Origin of the sequence: Maribellus comscasis, assembly GCF_009762775.1 — a bacterium.
GTDB lineage: Bacteria > Bacteroidota > Bacteroidia > Bacteroidales > Prolixibacteraceae > Draconibacterium > Draconibacterium comscasis.
The window spans coordinates 1,271,962-1,288,037 of the sequence record NZ_CP046401.1 but is presented as its reverse complement, the minus strand read 5'-3'; the positions used below and the strand labels follow the sequence as shown (position 1 = coordinate 1,288,037).

14 protein-coding genes and 2 tRNA genes are annotated in these 16,076 nt (G+C 39.2%); all 16 read left to right on the top strand.

Annotation, left to right across the window (positions count from 1 at the left end; all coding sequences use genetic code 11):
- Positions 1-97 precede the first annotated feature (97 nt).
- The 16 genes from rpsU to GM418_RS05245 all read left to right on the top strand — a co-directional run bounded on the left by rpsU (position 98) and on the right by GM418_RS05245 (position 16,058).
- Positions 98-289 carry a 30S ribosomal protein S21 gene (gene rpsU, locus GM418_RS05320; RefSeq protein WP_158863888.1) on the top strand — a complete coding sequence of 64 codons (192 nt, stop codon included), beginning with the start codon at positions 98-100 and terminating at the stop codon, positions 287-289.
- A 37-nt stretch (positions 290-326) separates the two neighbouring features.
- On the top strand, positions 327-1,211 hold the full coding sequence (locus GM418_RS05315; RefSeq protein WP_158863886.1) for a tyrosine-type recombinase/integrase: 885 nt from the start codon (positions 327-329) through the stop codon (positions 1,209-1,211).
- A gap of 12 nt (positions 1,212-1,223) precedes the next feature.
- Entirely contained in the window at positions 1,224-1,526 is a 303-nt protein-coding gene (gene hpf / locus GM418_RS05310) for a ribosome hibernation-promoting factor, HPF/YfiA family (protein WP_158863884.1), read from the top strand.
- Positions 1,527-1,783: 257 nt separating this feature from the next.
- A tRNA-Gly gene (locus GM418_RS05305) sits at positions 1,784-1,856 on the top strand.
- A 61-nt stretch (positions 1,857-1,917) separates the two neighbouring features.
- Positions 1,918-1,989, top strand: a tRNA-Thr gene (locus GM418_RS05300).
- A 35-nt stretch (positions 1,990-2,024) separates the two neighbouring features.
- On the top strand, positions 2,025-3,212 hold the full coding sequence (gene tuf, locus GM418_RS05295; RefSeq protein ID WP_158863882.1) for an elongation factor Tu: 1,188 nt from the start codon (positions 2,025-2,027) through the stop codon (positions 3,210-3,212).
- A 132-nt stretch (positions 3,213-3,344) separates the two neighbouring features.
- Complete coding sequence (gene secE / locus GM418_RS05290; RefSeq protein ID WP_158863880.1) at positions 3,345-3,536, top strand: preprotein translocase subunit SecE; 192 nt, start codon at positions 3,345-3,347, stop codon at positions 3,534-3,536.
- 20 nt (positions 3,537-3,556) lie between these two features.
- Positions 3,557-4,105 (top strand): transcription termination/antitermination protein NusG, encoded by a 549-nt coding sequence (gene nusG, locus GM418_RS05285; RefSeq protein WP_158863878.1) that lies wholly within the window; start codon positions 3,557-3,559, stop codon positions 4,103-4,105.
- Between the two features lie 20 nt (positions 4,106-4,125).
- Positions 4,126-4,569 carry a 50S ribosomal protein L11 gene (gene rplK / locus GM418_RS05280; RefSeq protein WP_158863876.1) on the top strand — a complete coding sequence of 148 codons (444 nt, stop codon included), beginning with the start codon at positions 4,126-4,128 and terminating at the stop codon, positions 4,567-4,569.
- 14 nt (positions 4,570-4,583) lie between these two features.
- Positions 4,584-5,279: a 50S ribosomal protein L1 gene (gene rplA / locus GM418_RS05275; protein ID WP_158863874.1), complete on the top strand. Its 696-nt coding sequence runs from the start codon at positions 4,584-4,586 to the stop codon at positions 5,277-5,279.
- A gap of 12 nt (positions 5,280-5,291) precedes the next feature.
- Complete coding sequence (gene rplJ, locus GM418_RS05270) at positions 5,292-5,810, top strand: 50S ribosomal protein L10 (RefSeq protein ID WP_158863872.1); 519 nt, start codon at positions 5,292-5,294, stop codon at positions 5,808-5,810.
- 32 nt (positions 5,811-5,842) lie between these two features.
- The gene (rplL, locus tag GM418_RS05265) at positions 5,843-6,223 is read left to right on the top strand and encodes a 50S ribosomal protein L7/L12 (protein WP_158863870.1); all 381 of its coding nucleotides are present in this window, start codon (positions 5,843-5,845) and stop codon (positions 6,221-6,223) included.
- A 111-nt stretch (positions 6,224-6,334) separates the two neighbouring features.
- On the top strand, positions 6,335-10,144 hold the full coding sequence (gene rpoB, locus GM418_RS05260) for a DNA-directed RNA polymerase subunit beta (protein ID WP_158863868.1): 3,810 nt from the start codon (positions 6,335-6,337) through the stop codon (positions 10,142-10,144).
- Between the two features lie 51 nt (positions 10,145-10,195).
- Complete coding sequence (gene rpoC / locus GM418_RS05255; protein ID WP_158863866.1) at positions 10,196-14,455, top strand: DNA-directed RNA polymerase subunit beta'; 4,260 nt, start codon at positions 10,196-10,198, stop codon at positions 14,453-14,455.
- A 22-nt stretch (positions 14,456-14,477) separates the two neighbouring features.
- Positions 14,478-14,804, top strand: coding sequence for a DUF3467 domain-containing protein (locus GM418_RS05250; RefSeq protein ID WP_158863864.1), 327 nt, complete (start codon positions 14,478-14,480; stop codon positions 14,802-14,804).
- Between the two features lie 378 nt (positions 14,805-15,182).
- Positions 15,183-16,058, top strand: coding sequence for an electron transfer flavoprotein subunit beta/FixA family protein (locus GM418_RS05245; RefSeq protein WP_158863862.1), 876 nt, complete (start codon positions 15,183-15,185; stop codon positions 16,056-16,058).
- Positions 16,059-16,076: the final 18 nt, after the last annotated feature.

Sequence of the window (16,076 nt, the reverse complement as noted above, 5' to 3'; positions counted from 1 at the left end):
ACATAGGAATTATTATTTTTTTCCTTTAAATTTGATAAACAGTGAATAATTTCTAAATTTGCGCCTCGATTTTTAAAAAATGTAAACCGAAAAGGATATGATAATTATTCCGGTAAAAGAAGGCGAAAATATTGAAAGAGCTTTAAAAAGGTTCAAAAGAAAGTTTGAAAAAACGGGTGTAATCAAAGAGTTACGCGATCGTCAGAAGTATACAAAACCTTCAGTAAAGAGAAGGGAAGAGTTGAAAAAGGCTATCTACGTGCAAGGGTTACAGCGTCAGGAAGACTAATTATTTAGTGGTTCCTGGTTAATTGTGAAGGAGATTAATGAACTATCAGGAATCGTTTATTAACTATTTGAAGTATGAGAAGAGATATTCTCCTCATACTGTTACTGCATATAAAAATGACCTCGATCAGTTTGTGTTGTTTTGCACAGGAATGGTCGGGGAATTTGATGTTAATAGGGTCGATTCGAAACTGGTGCGTAGTTGGATTGTTTCGTTAATGGAAAACAATACAGCCCCTCGTTCTGTAAGCAGGAAAGTTACTTCTGTGAAAATTTTCTTTAAGTATTTAATGAAGGAACAGGTAGTGGTTGCAAATCCGGCTGTTAATTTGCCACTTCCCAAGATTAGGAAAAAATTACCCAATTTTTTGGAGGAAAAAAACCTGCATCATCTTTTGGATGACGGATTTTTTACTGACGATTTCAGAGGCGTAAGGGATAAGCTGATAATAACTTTGTTATATGGCACAGGAATTAGGTTAGCTGAACTTCTTCATCTTAAAGATTCTGACTTTGACACCAGGGGATATTTAATTAAAGTTTTGGGAAAAAGGCAGAAAGAGAGAATAATACCTTACCCACGGAGCATAAACAACCTTTTTTTCCAGTACGCAGAAATTAGAAATAGAACAATTGGATTCTCGCCGGAACGTTTATTGGTAACAGAGAGGGGGAAGCCGGTTTACGAAAAATTGATTTACAGGGTGGTTAAAAGTAACCTCGAGAAAGTTACTTCGTTAGAGAAAAAAAGTCCGCATGTATTGCGACATACATATGCTACTCATTTGTTAAATAAAGGCGCGGATTTGAACGCTGTAAAAGAATTGTTAGGACATGCGAATTTGGCAGCTACACAGGTTTACACGCATACAACCTTCGAAAAGCTGCACGATATTTATAAACAAGCCCATCCAAGGGGTTAAAAACGTTTTATTATGGAAGTAAAAATTAATTCAGTGCATCTTTCACCAGATAAAAAGTTGGTGGATTTTATTAATAAAAAGGTGAGCAAGTTGGATACTTTTTTTGATGGAATCATTAGTGCTGAGGTTACACTCAAAGTGTTAAAACCTGAAGTTTCTAATAATAAAATTTCTGAGTTAAAACTTTCGATCCCTTCCAACGGATATTTATTTGCGAAAAAACAGGCAGATAGCTTTGAAGAAGCTACCGATTTAGTAGTGGATGCTATACGTAAACAGTTGACAAAATATAAGGAAAAACTCAAAAACAAATAATTTGAAAAATTGCTGTTTTTATTTTTAGTTTTTTAAAATAATATTTTTACATTTGCAAACCCTTTTGGGAGCGTTCCAGAAACTGCTGAAATTAAAGTAGTTTGCTTTTGTAGATGGGAGTTTTACGATTTTTTAAAATCGGCTCATTTTTGAAAGGACAGCAAAAAATTGATTTTATTTTTGGTAAATTATTTTGATTTGTTTGTAGTTTCGAGAAATTATGTAATTTTGCACGGCATTTTTGCAAAATAATGATTGCGGGAGTAGCTCAGCTGATAGAGCATTAGCCTTCCAAGCTAAGGGTCGCGGGTTTGAATCCCGTCTCCCGCTCATATTTAGGAGATTGGAGTTATAAAAAATATTTTTAACTCCCGTCTCTTTATGTATTAATGCCGGAGTAGCTCAGGGGTAGAGCGCATCCTTGGTAAGGATGAGGTCACGAGTTCAATTCTCGTCTTCGGCTCAATTGATTTAGAAAAATAATTAAAAATTGCAGTTATGGCTAAAGAACATTTTAATAGGGACAAAGAACATGTCAATATTGGTACAATCGGCCACGTTGACCATGGAAAAACTACCCTGACCGCCGCCATTACAATGGTTTTGGCAAAGAAAGGTCTTTCTGAAATTAAATCATTCGATTCAATCGATAATGCTCCTGAGGAAAAGGAAAGGGGTATTACTATTAACACTGCTCACGTTGAGTATCAAACAGCAACTCGTCACTATGCACACGTTGACTGTCCGGGACACGCCGACTATGTAAAGAACATGGTAACTGGTGCCGCTCAGATGGACGGTGCTATCATTGTTGTAGCTGCTACTGATGGTCCTATGCCTCAGACTCGTGAGCACATCCTTTTGGCTCGTCAGGTAAACGTTCCTAAATTGGTCGTATTCATGAACAAAGTGGATATGGTTGATGATGAAGAACTTTTGGAACTGGTTGAAATGGAAATTCGTGAATTGTTGGATTTTTATGAATTCGACGGTGATAATACTCCGGTTATTCAAGGTTCTGCATTGGGTGCAATGAACGGTGAGGCAGAATGGGAAGATAAAATTATGGAATTAATGGATGCAGTTGATACCTGGATTCCGCTTCCTCCACGTGATATTGACAAACCATTCCTGATGCCAGTTGAAGATGTATTTTCTATTACTGGTCGTGGTACTGTTGCTACTGGTCGTATTGAAACCGGTGTTATTCATACAGGTGATGAATTGCAGTTGATTGGTTTGGGTGCTGAAGGTCGTAAAACTGTATGTACGGGAGTTGAAATGTTCCGTAAAATTTTAGATGATGGTCAGGCTGGTGACAACGTTGGTTTGTTGCTTCGCGGTGTTGACAAAAAGGAAATTAAACGTGGACAGATATTGGCAAAACCTGGTTCAATCACACCTCATACTAGATTTAAAGCTGAGGTTTATGTATTGAAAAAAGAAGAAGGTGGACGCCACACTCCGTTCCACAATAAATATCGTCCTCAATTCTATTTGCGTACACTTGATGTAACCGGAGAAATTCACTTGGAAGAAGGTCGTGAAATGGTTATGCCTGGTGATAACGTATCAATTGAGGTTGAATTGATTTACCCGGTAGCTCTTAACGTAGGTTTACGTTTCGCTATCCGCGAAGGTGGACGTACAGTTGGTGCTGGTCAGGTAACTGAAATTATTGAATAATACATTACATACATATTCAGAAGTAGTCCCGGGGTTTTGACCCGGGACTACTTTACGGTTGATACTCAGTTGGGGAGTGGTTGTAAACAGTAAGTTCGATTCTTACCTTCCGTACAAAAAAGGATCTGAAGAATGAAACTAAAAGTATATTTACAAGAGGCCTACGATGAATTGGTACATAAAGTAACATGGCCTACTTGGAAAGAGCTACAAAGTAGCGCATTGGTTGTAATGGTTGCTTCCTTAATTATATCACTCGTAATTTTCGTTATGGATCTGTCATTCAGAAACATAATGGATTTTATTTATGGATTATTTTATTAATCAAAAATCCTTAGAAAAAAATGAGCGAAAATAGTAAAAAATGGTATGTTCTTCGTGCTATAGGCGGTAAAGAGAAGAAGGTAAAAGAATATATCGAAAACGAAATCGCAAATGGAGATCTGAAGGGTTTTGTAGATCAGGTTTTGATACCAACGGAAAAGGTTTATCAAATCCGGAATGGTAAAAAGATCAGTAAGGAAAGAAACTTTTTCCCTGGATATGTTTTAATCGAAGCTGCGTTAGTGGGTGAAGTTGCACACACACTAAGGAATTTTCCAAATGTTATCGGGTTTCTTGGCGACACCAAAGGTGGAGATCCGGTTCCGATGCGGCAAAATGAGGTGAACCGAATTCTGGGAAGAGTAGATGAACTTGCTGAAACCGGAGAGGAATTGAATATTCCTTACGTGGTAGGAGAAACTGTAAAAGTAATCGACGGACCATTTAACGGCTTCAATGGAACCATTGAAGAAATCAATGAAGAGAAAAAGAAGCTGCAGGTAATGGTGAAGATTTTTGGACGTAAAACTCCTTTGGAGCTTAGCTTTATGCAAGTGGAAAAGGAATAGTAACGCTTTAATTTTTTGTTATGGCGAAAGAAATTGCTGGATTAATTAAATTACAGATTAAAGGTGGTGCGGCTAACCCTTCACCACCGGTGGGGCCAGCATTGGGTGCCAAAGGGGTAAACATAATGCAGTTCTGCAAACAGTTTAACGGTAGAACACAGGATCAGGCAGGTAAAGTGCTTCCTGTTATCATAACTGTTTATGCAGACAAGTCGTTCGACTTCATTATTAAACAACCTCCGGTGGCAGTTCAATTGCTCGAAGCAGCAAAGCTTAAAAAAGGATCGGCAGAACCACACGTAAGTAAAGTGGGATCTGTTTCCTGGGAGCAGGTAAAACAAATTGCCGAAGGCAAAATGGTTGATCTGAATTGCTTTACTGTGGAATCAGCTATGAGAATGGTTGCTGGTACTGCCAGAAGTATGGGAATCACTGTAAAAGGTGCTTCACCATTCAATAACTAAATAAATCTTTTACGATGGGCAGAATTACGAAAAATAAAAAAGCTTCTCAGGAGAAACTCGAAAAAGGAAAAGCTTACACAATTGAAGAAGCGTCGGAATTGGTAAAGGAAATTACCTTTACAAAATTTGATGCCTCTGTTGATATTGATGTAAGACTCGGAGTTGATCCAAGGAAAGCTAACCAGATGGTTAGAGGCGTAGTTTCTTTACCCCATGGAACTGGAAAAGAAGTTCGCGTTCTGGCTTTGGTAACTCCTGATAAAGAGGACGAAGCTAAAGAAGCCGGAGCTGATTTCGTAGGATTAGATGAATACGTAGATAAGATTAAAGGCGGTTGGACTGATGTTGATGTTATCATTACCATGCCTCCTGTTATGGGAAAAGTCGGACAGTTAGGACGTATTTTAGGCCCCCGTGGCTTAATGCCTAACCCAAAGAGCGGAACCGTAACAATGGAAATTGGTAAAGCAATCAGCGAAGTAAAACAAGGTAAAATTGATTTCAAGGTCGATAAATTTGGTATTGTTCATACAACTATTGGTAAAGTTTCATTTACTGCAGATAAAATTAAGGACAATGCCGTTGAATTTATGAATACCATCATGAAATTGAAACCGGTTGCCGCAAAAGGTACTTATGTAAAAAGTATTTATCTCTCCAGTACCATGAGCCCTGGTATTCAAATAGAACCCAAGTCGATTGCAGAATAAAAAGGAGTAAAAATGAAGAGTTCAGAAAAACAAGTTATTATTAATAATTTACAAGAACAAATTGATTCTTACAGCCATTTTTATCTGACCGACATTAGTGGTTTAAATGCTGAGAATACCAGCGATTTAAGGAGACAATGTTTTAAACAAGAAGTAAAACTGGTTGTTGTTAAGAATACACTACTACGTAAAGCTTTGGAAAGTTCAGCTAAGAACGCCGAAGAAATTTACGATGCACTTAAGGGCAATACAACAGTAATGTTTTCTGAAAATGCAAACGTGCCAGCCAAATTGATCAAAGACTTTAGTAAAAAGCATAAAAAGCCGGTGTTAAAGGCTGCTTATGTTGAAGAATCAATTTACATGGGAGCAGATCAATTGGAAGCACTTATTGCAGTTAAATCTAAAAACGAGCTTATTGCTGATGTTGTTGCTCTGTTACAATCACCAATGAAAACTGTTCTTGGACAGTTGCAGTCGGGTGGTACTATTATACACGGTGTTCTTGATACACTGAAAGAGAAAGAATAATTTTTTTGAAATAATTTAATAAAAGTAATAAAATGGCAGATTTAAAACAGCTTGCAGAAGAGTTAGTAAACTTGACTGTTAAAGAGGTTAACGAATTAGCTGGAATTCTCAAAGATGAGTATGGTATCGAACCAGCGGCTGCAGCAGTTGCAGTAGCAGGTCCGGCAGCTGGTGGCGGCGAAGGTGAAGCTGCTGCAGAACAAACTGAATTTGATGTTATTTTAAAAGCAGCCGGACAGTCTAAACTGGCTGTAGTTAAGCTCGTTAAAGAACTTACTGGATTAGGTTTGAAAGAAGCTAAAGCAGTAGTAGATGAAGCTCCAAAAGCTATCAAAGAAAAGATCTCTAAAGACGAAGCAGAAGCTTTGAAAAGTCAATTAGAAGAAGCTGGAGCAGAAGTTGAAGTTAAATAATCGCATTAAGACCTTTTTAAAAGGGTTATCTGGTTTAGAATCTTACCAGCGTAGGATTCTAAACCTTTTTGTGTATTTATATTTTATATAATTATTAACCTGTATAAATACATGTCAGTATATACAAAAAACGAGAGGATAAATTTCTCCTCAACACAAACGAGGTTTGATTATCCTCACTTCTTAGAAGTACAAGTTAAATCATTTAAGGATTTTTTTCAGTTAAGAACCACTCCTGATAACAGAAAGTCGGAAGGCCTGTTTCGTGTTTTCGAGGAAAATTTTCCCATCACTGATACACGGAATAATTTTGTGTTGGAATTTCTGGATTATCAGGTAGATCCGCCAAGGTACACAATTGCAGAGTGTGTTGAGCGCGGCTTAACTTTTAGTGTGCCTTTAAAGGCAAAATTGAAGTTGTATTGTACCGATCCGGAACACGAGGACTTTGATACTGTTGTTCAGGACGTATACCTCGGAACTGTGCCATACATGACCGACAGAGGTACCTTTATTATAAATGGTGCTGAAAGGGTTATCGTTTCGCTGTTACACAGGTCTCCCGGTGTGTTCTTTGGTCAAAGTTTACATGCCAACGGTACAAAACTTTATTCAGCACGTATTATACCTTTTAAAGGTTCGTGGATTGAGTTTGCAACCGACATTAACAGTGTTATGTTTGCTTACATCGACAGGAAGAAAAAACTTCCTGTTACCACATTATTGCGTGCCATCGGTTATGAAAGTGATAAGGATGTTCTTGAAATATTCGACTTAGCCGATGAAGTAAAGGTTTCGAAAACAGGACTGAAAAAAGTTGTTGGTAGAAGATTAGCTGCCCGTGTATTAAAGTCGTGGATTGAAGATTTTGTTGATGAAGATACAGGCGAAGTTGTTTCTATCGAGCGTAACGAAGTTATTATCGATCGTGAAACAATTATCGAAGATGATCACATCGAAGAAATCTTGGAATCTGGAGTCAAAACAATTCTGTTGCATAAAGATGATCAGAATCAACAGGATTTTGCTATCATTTACAACACACTCCAGAAAGACCCATGTAACTCGGAAAAAGAAGCAGTCCTTCATATCTATCGTCAGTTGCGTAATGCCGAACCACCGGATGAAGCAACTGCACGTGATGTTATCGACAAACTTTTCTTCTCAGATAAAAGATATGATCTCGGGGAAGTTGGACGTTACAGGATTAATAAAAAATTAGGACTAAACGTTGATTCCGAGAACAGAGTTCTGACTAAAGAAGATATCATTGAAATTATCAAGCATCTTATTCAGTTGGTAAACTCAAAAACAGACGTTGACGACATCGACCACTTAAGTAACCGTAGGGTTAGAACTGTGGGCGAACAAATGTATAACCAGTTTGGAGTTGGTTTGGCACGTATGGCTCGTACCATTCGTGAAAGAATGAATGTCAGGGATAATGAGGTTTTCACACCTATCGATTTGATTAATTCAAAAACCTTATCATCCGTTATTAATTCATTTTTTGGAACCAACGCGTTGTCGCAGTTTATGGATCAAACCAATCCACTTGCTGAGATGACGAACAAACGCCGTATGTCGGCACTTGGGCCTGGTGGTTTGTCCCGCGAAAGAGCAGGCTTCGAGGTTCGTGACGTACACTACACTCACTACGGGCGACTTTGTCCGATTGAAACACCGGAAGGACCAAATATCGGTTTGATTTCTTCGTTGTGTGTATTTGCCAAAATTAATGATCTTGGTTTTATCTCTACTCCATACCGTAAGGTAGAAGAAAGCAGAGTTGACCTAAGCGACGATGGCGTGGTTTATCTGACTGCTGAGGAAGAAGAATCACAGATTATTGCACAGGCAAATGCTCCTATTGATGAAAACGGGTATTTTATTAATCAGAAAGTTAAATCAAGACTTGATGGCGACTATCCTGTCGTAGATAGAGAAGATGTAAAATTGATGGACGTTGGTCCAAACCAGATCGCGTCTGTAGCAGCTTCTCTGATTTCGTTTCTTGAACATGACGATGCCAACCGTGCTTTGATGGGATCGAACATGATGCGTCAGGCAGTACCTTTATTACGTCCGGAAGCACCTATTGTAGGTACCGGACTTGAAGGAAGAGCTGCAGCCGATTCTATGATTTTGGTTAAAGCTGAATTTGACGGTGTTATTGAATACGTAGATGCCAATCAGATCATTGTCCGTTACGACGTTACTGATGACGATCGTTTTGTAAGTTTTGATCCGGAAGTAGTTACATATACCTTGGATAAATATACAAAAACAAACCAGGGAACTACGGTTGACCTGAAACCAATTGTAGAAAAAGGACAACGTATCAGGCAGGGCGAAATCCTTACAGAGGGTTACGCAACAGAAAAAGGCGAACTTGCATTGGGGAGAAACCTTATGGTGGCGTTTATGCCATGGCAGGGGTACAACTACGAAGATGCAATTGTGATTTCAGAAAAGATGGTTCGTGAAGATGTATTTACATCTGTGCATGTTGATGAATACAGTCTTGAAGTTCGCGACACCAAACGAGGCGTTGAAGAATTTACATCGGATATTCCGAATGTTAGTGAAGAAGCAACACGGAATTTGGATGAAAATGGTTTGATTCGGATTGGGGCCAATGTAAAACCCGGAGATATTCTGATAGGTAAAATTACGCCAAAAGGAGAGTCTGATCCGTCTCCGGAAGAAAAGCTATTACGAGCAATTTTTGGTGATAAAGCGGGAGATGTAAAAGACGCATCGCTAAAAGCTTCTCCTTCATTGTCGGGTGTTGTAATCGATAAGAAACTGTTCTCTCGGGTTACCAAAGATAAAAAAGGGAAAGCTACCAAAGCGTTGTTGGATCAGATTGATGAGAAGTTTGAGCGCGATATTGCCGCTCTACGTGTAAAACTGGAAGATAAGCTTTTTACTCTTACAGCAGGTAAAACTTCTCAGGGAGTTAAAGACTATTATGGAACTGAAATTATTTCCAAAGGAGTAAAATTCACGCTGAAACAGTTACAGGAGCTCGATTATTTGAATATTAATCCATCAAAATGGACAACAGATAAAGATAAAAATGATCTGATCTTCAGGGTGATCAACAACTTCATAATGAAGTATAAGGAAGCTGAAGCCGTTTCGCGCCGTGAAAGATACAATGTCACAATTGGAGACGAATTGCCTGCCGGGATTATTCAGTTGGCAAAAATATATATTGCAAAAAAACGTAAACTTCAGATCGGTGATAAAATGGCTGGTCGACACGGAAACAAAGGTATTGTATCCCGTGTAGTTCGACAAGAAGATATGCCGTTCCTTGCCGACGGGACACCTGTTGATATTGTATTGAATCCGCTGGGTGTGCCTTCAAGGATGAACCTTGGACAGATTTATGAGACTGTTTTAGGCTGGGCCGGAAAAGAATTGGGAATTAAGTTTGCTACGCCAATTTTTGATGGTGCATCAATAGAAGAGATTACAGAATACACTGATAAAGCAGGTGTGCCAAAATTTGGTGAAACCAGGCTCATCGATGGTGAAACAGGTGAACCATTTGACCAGCCGGCTACAGTTGGTGTTATTTACATGATGAAACTGGGGCACATGGTGGAAGACAAAATGCATGCGCGTTCTATCGGACCCTACTCACTTATTACTCAGCAGCCATTGGGTGGTAAAGCACAGTTTGGAGGTCAGCGTTTTGGTGAGATGGAAGTTTGGGCGCTTGAAGCATTTGGCGCTTCTCATATTCTGCAGGAAATCCTTACCGTTAAGTCAGATGATGTGATGGGTAGGGCTAAAGCATACGAATCGATCGTTAAAGGTGAACCAATGCCACAACCGGGTATTCCTGAGTCACTGAACGTATTGTTGCACGAACTAAGAGGTTTGGGCCTCAGCGTAAGGATGGAGTAGAAATCCACCAATAATGAATTGGTTCTGTTATAATGATTTTTAATTAGTATTATGGCATTCAGAAAAGATAACAAAGCAAAAAGTAGTTTTTCTAAAGTTTCAATAAGTCTTTCATCTCCTGAAGAAATTCTGGAGAGGTCGTTTGGCGAAGTATTGAAACCAGAGACAATTAACTACAGAACATATAAACCTGAGCGGGATGGTCTTTTTTGCGAGCGGATTTTTGGGCCCGTAAAAGACTACGAATGCCATTGCGGTAAATACAAACGAATCCGCTATAAAGGAATTGTTTGCGACCGTTGTGGTGTGGAAGTTACAGAGAAAAAAGTGCGTCGTGAAAGAATGGGGCACATTTCACTGGTTGTGCCTGTTGCACATATTTGGTATTTCAGATCGTTACCAAACAAAATTGGTTATTTGTTAGGTCTTCCAACCAAAAAACTTGATTCCATTATTTATTATGAACGATATGTTGTAATTAATCCTGGGGTTAAATCAGTTGATGGGGTGAAAGAGCTTGACTTCCTGACAGAAGAGGAATATCTTGATATTTTGGATACGCTTCCAAAAGATAACCAGTTCCTTGACGATGATGATCCAAACAAATTTATTGCAAAAATGGGAGCTGAAGCTTTGTATGAAATATTAAGCAGGCTCGATTTGGATGATCTTTCTTATACACTTCGTCATAAAGCAAATACCGAAACTTCGCAACAGCGTAAAAACGAAGCATTGAAACGTCTGCAGGTTGTTGAAGCATTCAGGGCAAGTAAAAACCTGAACCGTCCGGAATGGATGATTGTTCGCGTTGTTCCTGTAATTCCTCCCGACCTGCGCCCTTTGGTTCCGCTTGATGGTGGTCGTTTTGCAACATCTGATTTGAATGACCTTTACCGAAGAGTAATCATTCGAAACAACCGTTTGAAACGATTGATCGAAATCAAGGCACCCGAGGTAATCTTAAGAAATGAAAAACGAATGCTGCAGGAAGCTGTGGATTCGCTATTTGATAATTCAAGGAAAGTAAATGCCGTAAAAACAGAAAATAACCGCGCATTAAAATCACTTTCCGATAGTTTAAAAGGGAAACAAGGTCGTTTCCGTCAAAACCTTTTGGGAAAACGTGTCGACTATTCCGCACGTTCTGTAATTGTGGTAGGTCCCAAATTACAAATCCATGAATGTGGTCTTCCAAAAGATATGGCAGCCGAATTATACAAACCTTTTGTAATTCGTAAACTGATTGAAAGAGGGATTGTAAAAACGGTAAAATCGGCCAAAAAGATTGTTGACCGAAAAGATCCGGTTGTATGGGAAATCCTCGAAAATGTATTAAAGGGGCACCCGGTGATGTTAAACCGTGCGCCCACATTGCACCGATTGTCAATTCAGGCTTTCCAACCTGTATTAATAGAGGGCAAAGCAATCCAGCTTCACCCGCTGGTTTGTACAGGATTTAACGCCGACTTCGACGGCGACCAGATGGCTGTTCACTTACCGCTGGGAAATGCGGCAATTCTGGAAGCGCAATTATTGATGCTTGCTTCGCATAACCTTTTGAACCCCGCCAACGGTGCTCCGATTCAGGTTCCGTCGCAGGATATGGTTCTTGGCTTATATTATATGACCAAGCCACGTAAAGGTTCAAGAGGAGAAGGAATGACATTTTATTCAGCAGAAGAAGTATTAATTGCTTTTTACGAAAAAGTGATTGATCTTCATGCAGTAATTAAACTTAAAGTTGAAGACGTAGACGAAAACGGCGAATATTTCAAACATATTATTGAAACTACTGTCGGTCGCGTTCTTTTCAATGAGTACGTTCCAGGAGAAGCTGGTTATATAAATCAGTTACTGACTAAAAAGTCGCTTCGTACAATTATCTCAGATGTATTTAAGAAATCCGGAAATGCGGTAACTGTTGGATTCCTCGACGATATCAAAAATCTTGGATACAACATGGCTTATCGCGGTGGATTGTCGTTTAACCTTGATGATGTTATCATTCCTGAAGATAAGGAAGGAATTGTTGGCGATGGTTATGCAGAAGTAGAAGAGGTTATCAGCAATTATAACATGGGATTCATTACCAATAATGAAAGATATAATCAGGTTATTGATATTTGGACGCATGCAAACTCAAAGCTTACTCACTCAGTAATGAAGACGTTGAGCACAGATAAACAAGGCTTTAACTCTATTTATATGATGCTTGACTCTGGTGCCCGTGGATCGAAAGAACAGATTCGTCAGCTTTGCGGAATGAGGGGATTGATGGCAAAACCACAGAAATCAGGATCAACCGGTTCGCAGATTATTGAGAACCCGATTTTGGCCAACTTTAAAGAAGGTCTTTCGGTGTTGGAGTACTTTATTTCAACTCACGGTGCGCGTAAAGGTTTGGCTGATACCGCACTAAAAACTGCTGATGCTGGTTATCTTACCCGTCGTTTGGTTGATGTTGCTCAGGATGTTATCATTTCCGAAGATGACTGCGGAACATTACGTGGTTTGGTCGCTACTGCAATTAAAAATAACGAGGAAGTTGTTGCATCGCTTTTCGACCGAATTATTGGCCGCACATCAGTTCATGATATCTATCACCCGTTGAACGGGAATCTGATTGTTAAGTCAGGTGACGAAATTACCGAAGAAGTTGCAAGTGTAATTGAAGAATCTCCGATTGAGAGTGTTGAAATCCGTTCGGTTTTAACTTGTGAATCAAAAGTAGGGGTTTGTGCTAAATGTTACGGCAGAAACCTGGCTACGGGCAAAAAAGTTCAAAAAGGTGAAGCTGTTGGGGTAATTGCTGCACAGTCGATTGGTGAACCAGGAACACAGCTTACATTACGAACATTCCACGTGGGTGGTATCGCAGGTAACATTTCAGCTCAATCACAGGTTGAATCAAAATACGATGGTTATGTTGAAATTGAAGAACTTCGTTCGGTTGAGCGCAAAGACGATGAAGGAAAAGGAATCGATATTGTTGTAAGTCGTTTGGCTGAATTAAAAATTATTGATAAAAATACAAATATTCCTTTGTCTACTCACCCCATCCCATATGGTTCAAAATTGTATGTGAAAAATGGTGAAGAAATAAGAAAAGGAAAATTAATATGCGAATGGGACCCGTTTAATGGTGTAATTATTACTGAATTTGACGGAACCATTGAGTTTGAAAACCTTATTGATGGTATTACTTATCGCGAAGAATCAGATGAACAAACCGGTTACAGCGAGAAAGTAATTATCGAAACCAGGGATAAAACCAAAAACCCGACCCTGAAAATCATGGATAAAAAAGGCGAGATGATCCGTTCATACAACCTTCCGGTTGGTGGTCATATTGCCGTATCCAATAATCAGGAAGTTAAAGCAGGTACTGTTTTGGTTAAAATTCCCCGCGCTGCCGGTAAAGCAGGCGATATCACTGGTGGTTTGCCACGTGTTACCGAGTTATTCGAGGCTCGTAATCCTTCAAATCCTGCAGTTGTTTCGGAGGTTGATGGTGAGGTTTCTCTGGGTAAAATCAAAAGAGGTAACCGCGAAATTATCGTTACCACCAAAAATAACGACGTTAAAAAATACTTGGTACCACTTTCAAAACAGATTTTGGTTCAGGAGAACGATTATATTCGGGCAGGAACATCGCTTTCCGACGGAGCTACAACTCCTTCTGATATTTTGGCTATTAAAGGTCCGACAGCAGTTCAGGAATACATTTTGAATGAAGTGCAGGACGTTTACCGTATGCAGGGTGTGAAAATTAATGATAAACATTATGAAATCATTATTCGCCAAATGATGCGAAAAGTTGAAATCGATGACCCGGGTGATACACGCTTCCTTGAAAAACAAGTTGTTGATAAAAATGAGTTTATCTCTGAAAACGACTGGATTTATAACAAAAAAGTTGTTATCGAGTCCGGTGATGCTGAAGGTTTGAGGTCAGGTCAGATTATCTCGGCCAGAAGATTAAGAGATGAAAATTCCCAGTTGAGAAGAAGAGATAAAAAGCTGGTTGAAGCGAGGGACGCAATTCCCGCAACATCAAGCCAGATTCTTCAGGGGATTACTAAAGCGGCGTTGCAAACACGCAGTTGGTTATCAGCAGCTTCCTTCCAGGAAACAACAAAAGTTCTCAATGAAGCAGCGATAAACGGTAAAACCGATTATCTCGACGGATTGAAAGAAAACGTAATTTGTGGTCACCTGATTCCTGCTGGTACAGGGTTGAAAGAATATAAGAACCTTGTAGTAGGGTCAAAATCAGAATATGACCAATTGATCGACTTGAAAAGATCCTAAATAGAGTAAAAAGAGCAACATCATGGATGATAAAAAACAAAAAGGACAACAATTAAATATCGAGTTGAGTGAGGACGTTGCACAAGGGGTATATTCAAACCTTGCCGTTATAACACATTCAAGTTCAGAATTTGTTGTTGATTTTGTTCGGATAATGCCGGGAGTGCCAAAAGCAAATGTGAAGTCACGGATAATTTTAACTCCGGAACACGCCAAACGTTTGTTAATGGCTTTGCAGGATAACATTAAAAAATATGAGTCTATTCACGGACCTATAAAAAATGTGAAACCGGGCAACGATTCAATGATGCCGCCCATGAATTTTGGCGGGCCGACTGCTCAGGCTTAATAAAGGATCTTATAAAATATGTAAGAGGGATCAGTTTTTGATTCCTCTTTTTTTTTGTAAAAAATGCTGCAAATCGATTCTTTCTTAATTAAAATAAATATAAATAACAAAGTATCGTATAACGCGGGAATTTTAGAAGCATTTGTTTGATTGTTTTAAAGTCAATATTCAAAAGGGTTTAGGGCCATATCTTTCAAATAGAAATGGATGATAACCCGCATTTTGTTTGGCAATGAAGCAATTTTTATGAACCTTGGTTTGGGTGTCTTGATTTCTTTAGGGTGAATATTTATATTTGCCTCTCTTCTTGCCAAGAGCAAAAGAATTTCGTGTTTTCCTCAAAGCAAAATTTAAAAAATTTAATTAAATCAAGTATAGATGAAAGCTTACAACATTATTGTTTTGGCCAAACAGGTTCCTGATACGAGGAACGTTGGCAAAGATGCAATGAAAGCTGACGGGACGGTTAACCGCGCTGTACTTCCGGCTATTTTTAACCCGGAGGATTTAAATGCGCTGGAACAGGCTTTACGGATTAAAGATAAATTTCCCGGGACAACAGTTAGAATTCTTACAATGGGGCCGGGACGTGCTGCAGATATTATTCGCGAAGGTTTATATCGTGGAGCAGATGGGGGTATTTTGCTTACCGACAGGGCATTTGCCGGGTCTGATACTTTGGCTACCTCGTACGCCCTGGGGCAGGCTTTAAAAAAGATTGAAACAGTAGACCTGGTGATTGCAGGTCGTCAGGCCATTGATGGAGATACTGCACAGGTAGGGCCGCAGGTTGCTGAAAAGTTAAATATGCTTCAGGTGACTTATGTTGAAGAAGTAAAAGAACTTAAGAACAATACTATTGTATTAAAACGCAGGTTGGAGAGAGGTGTGGAAACTGTAAAATGCCCGCTGCCTCTGGTGATTACGGTAAATGGTTCAGCTCCGGAGTGCCGCGCACGAAATGCCAAGTTGTTAATGACCTACAAAAGAGCAAAAACAGTTACCGAGCTACAAAAAGAAAATGAGGATTATACGCATCTGTATAACGATCGCCCGGAGTTAAATATTCCGGAATGGACGGTTAATGATATTGAAACAGATAAATCCCAACTGGGCTTGACTGGTTCTCCAACCAAAGTAAAATCCATTGAGAATGTCGTGCTTCAGGCAAAAGATTCCAAAATTATTTCAGACAACGATGCAGATATTGAGAATATGATGCTTGAACTTATTGAGAGTCATACCATCGGATAGTTATACCCTTGTAAATTA

Excerpts from the sequence above, each read along its gene's own strand:
- rpsU (WP_158863888.1), top strand. The coding sequence starts at position 98 with ATGATAATTATTCCGGTAAAAGAAGGCGAAAATATTGAAAGAGCTTTA.
- GM418_RS05315 (WP_158863886.1), top strand. The coding sequence starts at position 327 with ATGAACTATCAGGAATCGTTTATTAACTATTTGAAGTATGAGAAGAGA.
- hpf (WP_158863884.1), top strand. The coding sequence starts at position 1,224 with ATGGAAGTAAAAATTAATTCAGTGCATCTTTCACCAGATAAAAAGTTG.
- tuf (WP_158863882.1), top strand. The coding sequence starts at position 2,025 with ATGGCTAAAGAACATTTTAATAGGGACAAAGAACATGTCAATATTGGT.
- secE (WP_158863880.1), top strand. The coding sequence starts at position 3,345 with ATGAAACTAAAAGTATATTTACAAGAGGCCTACGATGAATTGGTACAT.
- nusG (WP_158863878.1), top strand. The coding sequence starts at position 3,557 with ATGAGCGAAAATAGTAAAAAATGGTATGTTCTTCGTGCTATAGGCGGT.
- rplK (WP_158863876.1), top strand. The coding sequence starts at position 4,126 with ATGGCGAAAGAAATTGCTGGATTAATTAAATTACAGATTAAAGGTGGT.
- rplA (WP_158863874.1), top strand. The coding sequence starts at position 4,584 with ATGGGCAGAATTACGAAAAATAAAAAAGCTTCTCAGGAGAAACTCGAA.
- rplJ (WP_158863872.1), top strand. The coding sequence starts at position 5,292 with ATGAAGAGTTCAGAAAAACAAGTTATTATTAATAATTTACAAGAACAA.
- rplL (WP_158863870.1), top strand. The coding sequence starts at position 5,843 with ATGGCAGATTTAAAACAGCTTGCAGAAGAGTTAGTAAACTTGACTGTT.
- rpoB (WP_158863868.1), top strand. The coding sequence starts at position 6,335 with ATGTCAGTATATACAAAAAACGAGAGGATAAATTTCTCCTCAACACAA.
- rpoC (WP_158863866.1), top strand. The coding sequence starts at position 10,196 with ATGGCATTCAGAAAAGATAACAAAGCAAAAAGTAGTTTTTCTAAAGTT.
- GM418_RS05250 (WP_158863864.1), top strand. The coding sequence starts at position 14,478 with ATGGATGATAAAAAACAAAAAGGACAACAATTAAATATCGAGTTGAGT.
- GM418_RS05245 (WP_158863862.1), top strand. The coding sequence starts at position 15,183 with ATGAAAGCTTACAACATTATTGTTTTGGCCAAACAGGTTCCTGATACG.